Genomic DNA, 12,220 nt, shown 5'->3' with positions numbered 1-12,220 from the left:
GGGCCTTGGCGGGGCAGTTAAGCCAGCTCGATGGTGTAGTCTTCGATCACGGTGTTGGCGAGAAGCTTCTCGCACATTTCGGTGACCTCGGCCTTTGCCTTTGCGGCATCGGTACCGTCCAGTTCCAGTTCAATGAACTTGCCCTGACGGACGTCATTGACGCCATCAAATCCCAGGCCCTGAAGGGCGTGGTGAACGGCTTTGCCTTGCGGGTCAAGAACACCGTTCTTCAGGGTGACATGAACACGTGCTTTCACGAGAAGCTCCTTTAAGTTCGCATGCGCGGCATTCGCGCGAAGAATGTTTGCAAACAAGACGCTGTCCGATGACGTGATCATCGGACAGCCATAAGAAAAGGCCGCGCGAGCGCGGCCTTGGGGTGTTATTTGGTCACGTCTTTGTTCAGCGACTCTATTTCGGCGGATTCAGGCAGGACACCAAGACGGCGTGCAACTTCCTGATAGGCCTCTTCGACGCCGCCAAGATCGCGACGGAAGCGGTCCTTGTCCATCTTTTCGTTGGTCACGGCATCCCAAAGGCGGCAGTTATCCGGGCTGAATTCATCGGCCAGAACCAACTGCGGGAAGTCGCCTTCCCAAACGCGACCGAATTCAAGTTTGAAGTCGACCAGTTTAATGCCAATGCCGCGCATCAGACCACAAAGATAGTCATTCACACGCAGCGTCATGCCAACAATTTCTTCAAGCTCGTCGGCGGTTGCCCACCCCAGAGCAAGGATATGTTCGTCAGAAACCAGCGGGTCGCCCAATGCGTCGTCTTTGTAGTAAAATTCGACGATCGGACGCGGAAGGCGTTCGCCTTCTTCCAGACCAAGGCGTTTTGCCATGGAGCCAGCAACGATGTTACGGACCACGACTTCAATCGGGACAATTTCGCATTTTTTGCAAAGCTGTTCGCGCATGTTAATGCGGCGAATGAAGTGGGTCGGGATGCCGATTTCTGCCAGACGGGTCATGACGAATTCGGTGATCATGTTATTCAGCACGCCCTTGCCGGCGATGGTGCCGCGCTTCTGAGCGTTAAACGCAGTGGCGTCATCCTTGAAATACTGAATGATCGTGCCGGGTTCGGTACCTTCGTAAAGAACCTTGGCTTTACCCTCGTAAATGGGTTGCTTTCTGGACATTGGCGGGATCTTTCACATCTAGGCCTGCGCTGCAACAGCACAGGCACCCTGAAATTCGCGCCCCCCATATAGCAGTGCTTGGCGAGAAACTCAATTGTCGCTTAAGCTCTATTTACGCAATCTTGATAATCAAAAATTGCAACCGTCTGCAATCGGGTGCCGCGATGGTCGATTTTGCGCTGCAACCGGTTGGGGGGACGTCTTTTTTCCGAACGGACCCGTTTAAACATCAACCGGGTGGAATGGTGTGGTGTCGGGTTGTCCATCGGCAAATAACCAGACCGGGCGACGCGGAAGTTCATGTTTGCTTGTCGGAATCGCAGGCAGCCCGATCAGCGATGAGCAAACCGTTTCAAAACCGATATTGCTGCGGACCAACATGGCATCGGCACGCATGTCGTGATGATCGGGATCTGGCGACTTGATCCCGGTATCGGCAAGCAGCGCCTGCCATGCAAACCAGTCATCGGCTTCGGGATTGGGGGCCGGTGCGCTGATGAAACGCGGCAGGTTTCGTTTGGTGCGCTCGCTGTTTTCAATATCGTTTAAATCATGGGCCGTTAAGATCGACAGACCTTCGGGGATGTCGGTGATCTCGATACGTCCGGTTCCACGATTGGCCAACCAATAGGCATCCCGATTGTCGGCAATCACCATGTTAAACGGGCGATAGGCATTGCCATCAAGTTCGGCCAGTGCCTGTGCCGCATCAATCGCATCGGCATGGTCAAGCGCCTCAAGCGGAAGCTCCCCACGTGATCTTTTGCCCTCTTCCGGGCCAAGGGTGCCAAACCGGTTCAAAACCGCGGCAACAACCCCGTCTTCGTTCACACCAAGCCAGGTGCCACCAGCCGTTTCATCCAGACCGGCAATCGCATCAGGCCGGTCAGCCCAATGACGCGCCGGGGATTTCCACGGTCGGTTATTCATTTCGTCTCGATTGGCGCCAATGATCACCGGCCATTCATGGTCGGGACGGCGTAAAATAATGACAGTACACATGAGCCAGATCAAAGCGTGTTGGTGGGGGATTTGTCAAATTCAAAAGTATCAGGCCAAGGGATGAAAATGCGGCTGCCTGTCCTCAAATACAATTAGATGAGGATACGCAATCTTGCCATCATCGATGTGCCCAATAGGGCGACACCATACAGGAGGGAATGCCATGAACAGCTTTAATGATCGGGAACGCGGGTTCGAAGCCAAATACAGCTTTGATCTTGAACAGGAATTTCGTGTTGAGACGCATCTTTATAAAATGCTGGCAAACTGGGCCGGGCAGCAGATGGGAATGACGCCCGATGAAAGTCAGGATTATACGAACGAAATCATCGGCAAAGTCGTTGCCAACCCGCGCGAAAACGGGGTTGTTGCGCTTTTGCTGGCCGATTTCGGACGCAAGAATATCGATGTTACCGTCTCGGCATTGAACGCAAAACTTGAAGAACTACGTCCGGTCGCGCGGGCCGAAGTCTTGACCTGATGGACAGGATGCTGTTGTCTGCTAAAAACTTCTAGTTTGCAAACCATTAGGGGCTCCCGTATCTTGCACTCTGAAAATAAACAAAAGTGGGTGCAACCTTTTGGTGTGGTAATCTTCTCCATGTAGGTGAAGATGCTGATTAGGTAGAAGAAGGGCAACAGCATTGCGTATCCTTTTGGCGGACGATCACGATTTGGTTCGTGAGGCACTATCACTGCTATTCCAACAATATTTCGACGATTGTGAAGTTGCTGAAGCTGGTGCTTTGGATCCGGCACTGGACCTGATCGTGGAAAACAACACATTCGATCTGGTTATGCTTGATCTGCGGATGCCGGGCATGAATGGCCTAGAAGGTCTGAAACGTGCATTGGACAAGGTTGCATCCTCGACCTTTGTTGTTTTGCTGTCGGGCACCTATCGCAGCGAAGATGTGCGCCACGCGATTGAAGCCGGCGCACACGGCTTTATACCCAAGACCCTGCGCGGGCAGGCCTTGGCAAATGCTGTTCAGCTGGTTCTGGCCGGGGATAAATATCTGCCATCCTCGATCCTGAATGATCTTGGCGACGGCATGGGCGGTGGTGGCGATGGCGACAGCCGCATGGTCGGTGGGTTTGGCAATGAAGGTGATTTTGCTCGTCTGACACCGCGTGAACGTGAAGTTCTGGCACTTTTGTCAGAAGGGCGTCCGAACAAGGACATCGCCCGTCATCTTGATCTGCGCGAAATCACGGTCAAATATCATCTGAAAAACATCTATCGGAAGCTGAATGTGTCGAACCGTGCACAGGCGGTCAAAATGGCGCTTGAAGATATGGCGCGTACCGGAAATCTGTAGTACGTTCGTCAAAGGCAGCTCTGTTTAAGCTCAAATCCCGGCTCGTGATTTCACGGGCCGTTTTTTGTTGTTAAATCAGGGGTGCTTTCCCTCGTAATGCCATCTGAAACGAGGAATTCTCATGACCATTCATATTGCGCTGATCGGCGATTATAACCCCGATGTTACCGCCCATCAGGCCATCCCCAAGGCCCTTGAAATCGCCGGGATTCAAATTGCTTCGCCCATAACGTTCGACTGGATTGCAACAACCACCCTTGATGGCGTTGATGCGAATGTGGTTCTGGGGCGCTATGACGCCATCTGGTGCGTTCCGGCAAGCCCGTATCAAAGCCTGGACGGTGCCCTTGCCGCCATTCGCTATGCCCGTGAAAACAAGGTTCCGTTTCTGGGAACTTGTGGCGGCTATCAGCATGCCATCTTGGAATATGCACATAACGTTCTTGGGCTTTCCAATGCGGCGAACGCCGAAATCGACCCGGACGCGCAAATGCCGTTGATTGCCCCATTGACCTGTGCGCTGATTGATCAGGATGGCGGGATTGATCTTGTGCAGGGAAGCCTGATCCAAACCCGTTACGGGGCTGATAACATCAGCGAAACCTATCGCTGCAGTTACGGTTTTAACCGTGAATATGCCGGGATACTTGATGGGCGGGATCTGGTGATATCGGCGTGGGATCGCGATGGGGATCCCCGTGCGGTCGAATTAAAAGATCATCCGTTTTTCATCGGAACTGCGTTTCAGCCCGAACGATCAGGCTTGCGCGGCGTTGCACACCCGTTGATTACGGCCTTTGTGAAAGCCGCCGTCAAACCATGAACCATAAAAAGCGCCCCCGGAAAATCCGGGGGCGTCGCCATCAAGCCAAGGGGAGGCCTCAGGCAGGTTCGGGCCGGTTGTGGGCCCGGGTATCTGTCGGGTTTGCGGGTGTTCTGCCCGATTGCATGATGAAAACACCGCTCAGGATGATGGTCATTGCGACCACGTGAAGAACCGTGACCGTTTCCCCAAGGATCAGGATCCCCGTGATCAAGCCAATCACCGGCGGGATATAGGTCACACTCGCAGCTTTGACCGCACCCAGTTTTTCCACCACATGGTAATAGCAAATAAAGGCGATTCCGGTGCCAAACAGGCCAAGACCAACGATCAGACCAGTCGCGATTTTCCAATCATTAAAAATCGCATCGGCATTGGTCATATCGGTGAAAGTCAGCATCATGATCGATGCCAAACCAAGCTGATAGGTACACAGCGCAAGCGATGAAATGCCAAGCGGGCTTAAGAACCGGCGGGCATAGACAAAGGACAGGCCAACACAGGCCGATCCAAAGGCGATATAGCCAATTCCCGCCAAATCACTCACCGACACACTGGTGTTCCAAGGCTGGGCAATCAACATTACCCCGGCAAAGCCAAATAAAAGCCCGCCAATCGACCGGCGGTTGATCGGCTCACTGCGCAGAAAGATGGCTGCTCCGACAAAGGAAAACATCGGGATTGCCCCTGAAAGCATTCCGGCCACACTGGTCGGCAGAAGGGCGATGCCACGGGCAAAGCTGATATAATAAACCGACGCGGCAAGCAGCGACATGACGACAAAATGATGAATATGACGCAGATGTGCCCAGCGCAGTTTGCGCCGGATCATTGCGACCGCAAAGACGGGGATAAAGCCAATCACCACGCGCACGACCACAACCTGTTCGGGGGAAATCAGGGTGCTGGATGTCTTGTTGAACAGAAATGTCAGACCCCAGACAAGGGCAAGAAGACCAAAGACAAGATAGGCATTCTTCTGCATGGCAGTTGATCCATCAAGAGGTATTTGATGGAATTTTATGCCGCTACAGAGTATTCTACAAATCATGCTATCTGCCATATGATATAGAAAAATTGCATCATGGTGTCTTATCCGCCGCTTAAATCCCTACCGGCTTTTGAGGCCGCCTTGCGCTTGAACAGCTTCTCGCTGGCGGCCGACGAACTGAATGTCACGCCCGGTGCGGTGGGGCAGCAAATTCGCAAACTTGAAGAATGGTTGGGGGTGGATTTGTTTACCCGTGCAACCCGGCAGGTCTATCCGACGGCGGATGGGCTGGCCTATGCCGCGCGGATTGGCCCGGCATTACAGCAGATCGCCGATGCCAGTGGGTATCTGCGCCGACGTAACGATACGTCAGTTCATTTCGCCATGCCGCCCAGCTTTGCCGCGAAATGGTTTTCACCGCGCATGGCCAAATTCCTGATCATGCATCCGACAACTGCCCTTCATGTCGGATCAACCGAAGAAAAGCCGAATTTTGAACATGACGGGCTCGACATCGCGGTACGTTATTTCAACGGCAATGACGATGGGCTTGAAGCGGTTCTGTTATATCGCGGGCAGGCGGCGGTATTTTGCGCCCCGTCCTATCGCGATCAGCTTGGCCTGAAAACGCCGCCTGATTTGGTGCGGGCAACCTTGATCAATGACACCAAACATCATTGGTGGGCCGATTGGCTGGCGACCTATGCCGGTGTCACGCGCGAAGAAACGCAAACTCTTAAACATATCGATATTGACCAAACCGCAATGGTGATCGAAGCCGCCATTCACAATCAGGGTGTGGTGATCGCAAATCCGTTACTGGCCGAAGAAGATGTCAATGAGGGCAAGCTTGTCCACCTGTTCCCTGAACATGTTTTGACCGTGCCGCTGGGCTATTATCTTGTGCATCCGAAAAACCGTGAACTGCGTAGTCAGGTGCGGCTGTTTCGCGACTGGTTGCTGGATGAGGCCCGCGATCTGGTCGAACGGCAGGTTTTTTGACAGGGCTAGTCATTGTTCAGAACAAAAAAAATCCCCGGACGCTGATTGCAAACCGGGGATTTTGATTTTGGTCCGTGTGGCCGTTAGTCGGTAAACACGCGGGCAAAGATCGTGTCGACATGCTTGGTGTGATAACCAAGGTCAAACAATGCTTCGAGCTTATCCATCGGGATTTTCGCCGTAACGTCTTCGTCGGTTTTCAGAAGCGACAGAAGATCGCCTTCACGGTTCCAGACCTTCATCGCATTACGCTGAACGATGCGATAAGAATCTTCGCGCGACACACCATACTGGGTCAGGGTCAGAAGAACCCGCTGCGAGAAGACCAGACCACCCATCTGGTTAAGGATTTCATCCATGCGTTCCGGATAGATCACAAGGTTCTCAACCACATTGGACAAACGCATCAAAGCAAAATCAAGCGTCACGGTCGCATCAGGACCGATGTTACGTTCGACCGAGCTGTGCGAAATGTCGCGTTCATGCCACAGGGCAACGTTTTCCATTGCCGGAATGGCCATCGAACGCACCAGACGGGCAAGGCCGGTCAGGTTTTCGGTCAGAACCGGGTTGCGTTTGTGTGGCATCGCCGAGGAGCCTTTCTGCCCCTTGGAGAAAAATTCTTCAACTTCGCGCACTTCGGTGCGTTGCAGATGGCGAATTTCGGTTGCCAGATGTTCGATCGACGATGCGATGACACCAAGGGTCGCGAAATAAGCCGCATGACGGTCACGCGGGATCACCTGGGTCGAAACCGGTTCCGGTTTCAGGCCAAGTTTCGCACTGACATGCTCTTCAACGCTTGGATCGATATTGGCAAATGTGCCAACCGCGCCGGAAATCGCACAGGTCGCGATTTCGTCACGGGCCACAACCAGACGGTCGCGGTTACGTTTGAATTCTGCGTAGAAGGTCGCAAGCTTCAGACCAAAGGTCACCGGTTCGGCGTGGATGCCGTGTGAACGGCCCATGCACGGGACGTCTTTGGTTTCATAGGCGCGCTTTTTAAGCGCGGCCAGAAGCTTGTCCATATCGTCAAGCAGGATGTCGGTTGCCTGGGCAAGCTGCACGTTAAAGCAGGTATCAAGCACGTCCGAGCTGGTCATGCCCTGATGGACAAACCGGGCTTCTTCGCCAACCTGTTCGGAAAGTTCGGTCAGAAACGCAATCACGTCATGTTTGACTTCGGCTTCGATACCGTCAATGCGGTCGATGCGGTCCTGGGTATAAGGTTTGTCACCTTTTTCCCAAACGAGCTTTGCAGACTCAGTCGGGATAACACCAAGTTCAGCCAGTTTATCAGCAGCGTGAGCTTCGATTTCGAACCAGATACGGAATTTGTTCGCCGGTTCCCAGATTGCAGTCATCTGTGGACGGGAATAACGGGGGATCATGCGGTCGCCTCCGGGCAAGATGGTTGGGTGCCAGAGAATGATCCGAATGATCGGAATGCGTGATCAATTGCACGATCATCAGGCCGGCACGCTTTCACCGCGTCGGATAGTCCATTCCGGGGGATTTAGCAACCCTGCAGACGGTTATGGCAGGGATGTGACATCATTTTTACCAGAGATAAACTTGTGATCTGTTAGAATTATAGCAACTTACATAAGATATGTAGTGTAATTGGACATTGCATAATTGATGGGATGCAGACGATCCGTTCGTTGAGTGGGCAGAAAATTAATGGCGCGTGACCGCGACGAGGCTAAGAGTCAACAAGAAGAAGTGACCGACAGCCACAACACAGATGCGAACTATCTTGCGCAGTTGGTGGATCTTGGTATTGCGCTTTCTGCCGAGCAGGGGCGTGAAGAACTTAACGAGAAAATCCTTCTCGCAGCCCGAAAATTCACCAACGCAGATGGTGGATCGCTTTACCTTGTCAATAACGAGGAAAGCGAACTGCATTTCCGTATCCTGATGAATGATACGCTCAACACCTTCTTTGTTACCGGTCGCGAAGCCGAAAAACCTTTCCCGCCCTTGCCGCTTTATGACGAAGAAGGACGGCCCAATTACCGGAACATCGCGACCTATGTGGCACTCAGCGGCAAGTCGATCAATATCGAAGATGCCTATTGCGCCGAGGGGTTTGATTTTTCAGGAACGCGCGCCTTTGATGCCAAGACCGGCTATCGGTCGAAATCCTTCCTCACCGTGCCGCTTCGAAATACCCGCGGAACCGTGATCGGCGTTTTGCAACTGATCAATGCGCAGGATGATCAGGGCAATGTGATTGCGTTTGATAAATCAATAGAACCAATCATTAATGCGCTGGCCAGTCAGGCTGCGGTTGCCATTGAAAACAGCAGTCTCCTGATCGCACAGCGCGATTTGATGGAAAGCTTCGTGCGTGTTCTTGGTCACGCGATTGATGCCAAATCCCCCCATACAGCAGATCATTGTTCCCGCGTGCCGGTCATTGCCCGGATGCTGGCTCAGGCCGCGGTGGATGACAAACGCGGGCCGTTTTCCAATTTCTATCTGACCGATATGGAATGGTATGAACTTGATCTGGCCGCATGGCTTCATGATTGCGGCAAGATCGTAACGCCTGATCATGTGATGGAAAAGGCGACCAAGCTTGAAACCATCCATAACCGCATTCACGAAATACGAACCCGGTTTGAAGTCCTGCGCCGTGATGCTGAAATTGCGATGCTTAAACGCAAACTTGCCGGGGAAGACCCGGATCAATGCGAAGCCGATTTCAACAAACAGGTGGCTGAACTTGAAAGCCAGTTCGCCATGGTCGCCGATGCCAATATTGGCGATGCCGAAATTGATACCGATACGATCTTTGCCCTGCATGACATCGCCGAATTGACCTGGACCCGCCATTTTGACCGCACGGTTGGGCTTTCATGGGCGGAAAATGAACGGCTGAGCGACGGCGAACTTGCCACCATGCGCGAACCGGGTGTCGAAACGATTTTGATGGACCGCGAAGACCACATTTATCAGGGCTTTAACCGGGGCGAGCTTTATAATCTGTCTGTCTCGCATGGCACCCTGACATCGGAAGAACGTCAGGTGATCAATGACCATGTTGTCATCACACAGGACATGCTCGCACAACTGCCCTATCCACGCGAATTGCAGCGCATCCCGCAGATTGCCGGCAACCACCATGAAAAAATGGATGGGTCCGGTTACCCGCATGGCCTGACCGGGGATGATATGGGCGTGCTCGAAAAAGTCATGGTGATTGCCGATATATTCGAGGCCCTGACAGCCGTTGACCGGCCTTATAAACGGCCCAAGCTTCTATCTGAATGTATCTCCATCCTTGGCGATATGCGCGACAAAGGACAAATCGACAATGATTTGTTCGAACTGTTTCTGGTCAGTGGCACCTATATCGAATATGGCCGCAAATACCTGCGCCCGGACCAGTGCGATGAAGTCGATATCGAACAGTTCATCATTTCGCGCTGATCAACCTTTTCCAGAATATGACATTTAGCCGTTGAGAATTGAATTTCTCCGGGCTACGGGTTATCACGCAGATGGCTTCGCCAGACAGCCACGGACAATTAACAGGTCCTGACCCTAAATACATTCGACCCATTCGATCATCTTCCCGGCGGCACATACGCCCGCATGACATCCGCACCGGACATGACAGGACAATGATAGAAACATCGAAGATAACCCTGATGATTATTGCTGTTGTCGGGTTGGGGCAGGCGGCCTTCCTGATGTTGTTGCTCCGTCACGAGGGGAAGCGTGCATTCCGGGCAAATCGCTGGCTGATGGTGTTTGCCGGTGCAGCCTGCCTGAGCTTCATCGAAGACATCACGGATGTTATCCTTGATGCCCGGCTGGTTTTGCTCCTTGCGCCACTCTTCATGGCAGCGGTTTTTGCCTTTGTGCCGTCGATTTATCTTTATTTCCGTGAAATTGCCGACCGCCCTGTCGAAAAACCGATCCTTCATTTCGCCCCCCTCGGACCGGTCTTTGTTGCGATGTCCGTCGTTGTCTGGATTTTGTTTGCGCAATTTGTGCCCGACATAATCCGGCAGGATGGCATCGATATCGATAGTGCGCTTGATCAGCACTTGCCACTGACGGTTCTGATTGTGGCCGTGTTTGCCGCTCTTTACGTCCAGCTTTTCATTTACATGCCCAAAATCTGGAAAGTCGCATTGGGTTATCTGCTTCAGGCAAAAGAACAGCTTGGCGCGGATCAGAACGCTTTGCGGCGCTGGACGCTGGAAATTCTGATCGGCATTACGACGATCTTTGTCATATTCACGCTCGCGTCACTGATTGATGTCTTTGTTGCGGATGGCACTTGGTTGACCACATTCGTGCAGGGAAGCTTTGTTCTGGTGTTCTTCCGTCTGTGTCATCTGATGGCGTCCACGCCGACCCTGTTTGTGCAGGCTGAATGGCAGCAAGGTGATGACGGCACGGTCGAGGAAAAAGACCCTAGCGTTTCTCTTGAAAATGCGGATGCATTCACGTCTTCGGACACCACAAAACCCTTTATTGATGAAGAAGATGTTGCGCGTATCCGGGATCGCCTGAACAGGATTGTTGACGAGACAGATTTGCTGTTTGATCCGTTGCTGTCATTGCCAAAGCTTGCCAGCGCCGTCGGGGCAACGCCAAACCAGCTGTCCTATGTTTTGAACCAGCATCTCGATAAGAAGTTTTTCGACTTCATCAATGAAGCCCGGACGCGCGAGGCATCGCGCCTTTTGGTCGAGCACCCCGAACGAACGGTCCTCGATATTGCCACCAGTGTCGGCTTTAATTCCAAATCCACCTTCAATCTTGCCTTCAAAAAAATCACCGGCAAGACGCCAAGCGCATATCGGCAGCAAAATCTCGAAAAAATAACGATCTAGCGCGTGCGAATGCGCATTCATACGCCTGATCGATCCTTTTCACGTTCGAGCCTGTAGCATCGGACGCCACCCCCGTTTTTGTACGGCATGGTCTGGCCATCAAACAAACTAGGGGTGTTTAGACATAATGTTGTTACGTGATTATTTGCGTCGGTATGACGTTGTGATGTTGGTTGCCGGGCTTGGTATATGTTCCGCAGCCCTGTTTATGGTTCTGTCGTCTGGGTCGGCCTATGCCCAGACAGCAAATCCCGGACAACGTGAGTTGATCCGCGAACAGGTTAATCCTCAGGAAGAAGATGCCCTCAAACCATGGTTGGGCGGGGATTGGCAAATCGGGGCTTGGGGCAGCATTAGCAGCAACCCGTATCGCGGGGCAGATTCGACCGATCTCGATGCCTTGCCGATGCTGGCCTATGACGCAGAACGTTTGCATATCGGTATTGATGGTATTGATGCCAAAGTCTGGACAAACGATTTCGCCAGTGTGTCCTTGATTGGCAATCTTCGCATGGAGCCGTTTGATTCCGGTGACTCACCATATCTGAACGGGCTTAAAGACCGTGATATGGCCTATGAGCTTGGTGTTGGCGGATCATTGCGCTTGTGGCGTGGTGAGTTGCAGGCAAGTTATCTGACCGATGTGAATGATGCCTATGGCGGGCACGAGGTTGATGTCGGCTATTACGTCCCGACGGACTGGGGCAAGGCCAACTTCAATTTTGGCGGTGGTGTCACCTGGCAAAGCAAGGACCTGACGGATCACAATGTTGGCGTTCGCCGTAACGAAGTGCGCAGTGACCGGGCCTTTTATGCACCTGACGCTGCTTTCATCCCCCATCTTGATCTAAGCATCATCTATCCGCTCACCGATTCTTTCGCCATCGTCGGCACCAGCGGGGTCGAATTCCTGCCAGCCGAATATTCCGACAGTCCGTTGATTGACGAAGACTATGTCCTAAGCGGCGGTATCGTCCTGGTCTATACCTTCTGATCGCGCATCGGGACGCCGATTACCCTCGACCTTTCGATGGCAACCCTGTCATCGGCACGGACCAGCACCCTGCGGGATTA

The 12,220-nt window shown here is 52.8% G+C and carries 12 protein-coding genes; 7 read left to right on the top strand and 5 right to left on the bottom strand.

The genetic code is table 11. The features are described 5' to 3' along the window. Positions 1-17 precede the first annotated feature (17 nt). The 3 genes from purS to RIC05_RS01815 all read right to left on the bottom strand — a co-directional run bounded on the left by purS (position 18) and on the right by RIC05_RS01815 (position 2,149). Positions 18-257 (bottom strand): phosphoribosylformylglycinamidine synthase subunit PurS, encoded by a 240-nt coding sequence (gene purS, locus RIC05_RS01825; RefSeq protein ID WP_350041857.1) that lies wholly within the window; start codon positions 255-257, stop codon positions 18-20. 125 nt (positions 258-382) lie between these two features. After that, a complete protein-coding gene (gene purC / locus RIC05_RS01820; protein ID WP_350047590.1) occupies positions 383-1,147 on the bottom strand; it encodes a phosphoribosylaminoimidazolesuccinocarboxamide synthase in 765 nt (254 codons plus the stop codon). A 222-nt stretch (positions 1,148-1,369) separates the two neighbouring features. Next, the gene (locus RIC05_RS01815) at positions 1,370-2,149 is read right to left on the bottom strand and encodes an NRDE family protein (RefSeq protein WP_350047588.1); all 780 of its coding nucleotides are present in this window, start codon (positions 2,147-2,149) and stop codon (positions 1,370-1,372) included. A 163-nt stretch (positions 2,150-2,312) separates the two neighbouring features. Here RIC05_RS01815 and RIC05_RS01810 point away from each other — a divergent pair, with 163 nt between their 5' ends. From RIC05_RS01810 to RIC05_RS01800, 3 genes are all read left to right on the top strand, one after another. Beyond that, a complete protein-coding gene (locus RIC05_RS01810) occupies positions 2,313-2,630 on the top strand; it encodes a DUF1476 domain-containing protein (protein WP_350041854.1) in 318 nt (105 codons plus the stop codon). A gap of 163 nt (positions 2,631-2,793) precedes the next feature. Then, the gene (locus tag RIC05_RS01805; RefSeq protein ID WP_350041853.1) at positions 2,794-3,471 is read left to right on the top strand and encodes a response regulator; all 678 of its coding nucleotides are present in this window, start codon (positions 2,794-2,796) and stop codon (positions 3,469-3,471) included. 121 nt (positions 3,472-3,592) lie between these two features. Further along, the gene (locus RIC05_RS01800; RefSeq protein ID WP_350047586.1) at positions 3,593-4,294 is read left to right on the top strand and encodes a CTP synthase C-terminal region-related (seleno)protein; all 702 of its coding nucleotides are present in this window, start codon (positions 3,593-3,595) and stop codon (positions 4,292-4,294) included. A gap of 58 nt (positions 4,295-4,352) precedes the next feature. Here the strand turns inward: RIC05_RS01800 and RIC05_RS01795 are convergent, their stop codons facing one another. Next, entirely contained in the window at positions 4,353-5,279 is a 927-nt protein-coding gene (locus RIC05_RS01795; RefSeq protein WP_350047584.1) for a DMT family transporter, read from the bottom strand. 99 nt (positions 5,280-5,378) lie between these two features. On the opposite strand from RIC05_RS01795, the gene RIC05_RS01790 reads away from it, so the two are divergent. Then, complete coding sequence (locus RIC05_RS01790; protein WP_350047582.1) at positions 5,379-6,287, top strand: LysR substrate-binding domain-containing protein; 909 nt, start codon at positions 5,379-5,381, stop codon at positions 6,285-6,287. A gap of 83 nt (positions 6,288-6,370) precedes the next feature. Here RIC05_RS01790 and purB read toward each other — a convergent pair whose 3' ends face one another. After that, a complete protein-coding gene (purB, locus tag RIC05_RS01785) occupies positions 6,371-7,681 on the bottom strand; it encodes an adenylosuccinate lyase (RefSeq protein ID WP_350047580.1) in 1,311 nt (436 codons plus the stop codon). A 292-nt stretch (positions 7,682-7,973) separates the two neighbouring features. On the opposite strand from purB, the gene RIC05_RS01780 reads away from it, so the two are divergent. The 3 genes from RIC05_RS01780 (at position 7,974) to RIC05_RS01770 (ending at position 12,140) form a co-directional block, all read left to right on the top strand. Continuing rightward, positions 7,974-9,728, top strand: a complete 1,755-nt coding sequence (locus tag RIC05_RS01780; protein WP_350047578.1) for an HD domain-containing phosphohydrolase — start codon at positions 7,974-7,976, stop codon at positions 9,726-9,728. Positions 9,729-9,949: 221 nt separating this feature from the next. Then, entirely contained in the window at positions 9,950-11,146 is a 1,197-nt protein-coding gene (locus RIC05_RS01775; RefSeq protein ID WP_350047576.1) for an AraC family transcriptional regulator, read from the top strand. Positions 11,147-11,273: 127 nt separating this feature from the next. Continuing rightward, a complete protein-coding gene (locus RIC05_RS01770) occupies positions 11,274-12,140 on the top strand; it encodes a MipA/OmpV family protein (protein ID WP_350043765.1) in 867 nt (288 codons plus the stop codon). Positions 12,141-12,220: the final 80 nt, after the last annotated feature.

This window comes from Thalassospira sp. (genome assembly GCF_040218635.1).
GTDB lineage: Bacteria > Pseudomonadota > Alphaproteobacteria > Rhodospirillales > Thalassospiraceae > Thalassospira.
Note: the sequence above shows the minus strand (reverse complement) of the source record. Positions and strands in the feature narration are given on the sequence as shown.

Bases quoted from the DNA above. Each gene is read 5' to 3' on its own strand.
- purC (WP_350047590.1), bottom strand. From the start codon at position 1,147: ATGTCCAGAAAGCAACCCATTTACGAGGGTAAAGCCAAGGTTCTTTAC.
- RIC05_RS01815 (WP_350047588.1), bottom strand. From the start codon at position 2,149: ATGTGTACTGTCATTATTTTACGCCGTCCCGACCATGAATGGCCGGTG.
- RIC05_RS01810 (WP_350041854.1), top strand. From the start codon at position 2,313: ATGAACAGCTTTAATGATCGGGAACGCGGGTTCGAAGCCAAATACAGC.
- RIC05_RS01800 (WP_350047586.1), top strand. From the start codon at position 3,593: ATGACCATTCATATTGCGCTGATCGGCGATTATAACCCCGATGTTACC.
- RIC05_RS01795 (WP_350047584.1), bottom strand. From the start codon at position 5,279: ATGCAGAAGAATGCCTATCTTGTCTTTGGTCTTCTTGCCCTTGTCTGG.
- RIC05_RS01790 (WP_350047582.1), top strand. From the start codon at position 5,379: ATGGTGTCTTATCCGCCGCTTAAATCCCTACCGGCTTTTGAGGCCGCC.
- purB (WP_350047580.1), bottom strand. From the start codon at position 7,681: ATGATCCCCCGTTATTCCCGTCCACAGATGACTGCAATCTGGGAACCG.
- RIC05_RS01780 (WP_350047578.1), top strand. From the start codon at position 7,974: ATGGCGCGTGACCGCGACGAGGCTAAGAGTCAACAAGAAGAAGTGACC.
- RIC05_RS01775 (WP_350047576.1), top strand. From the start codon at position 9,950: ATGATTATTGCTGTTGTCGGGTTGGGGCAGGCGGCCTTCCTGATGTTG.
- RIC05_RS01770 (WP_350043765.1), top strand. From the start codon at position 11,274: ATGTTGTTACGTGATTATTTGCGTCGGTATGACGTTGTGATGTTGGTT.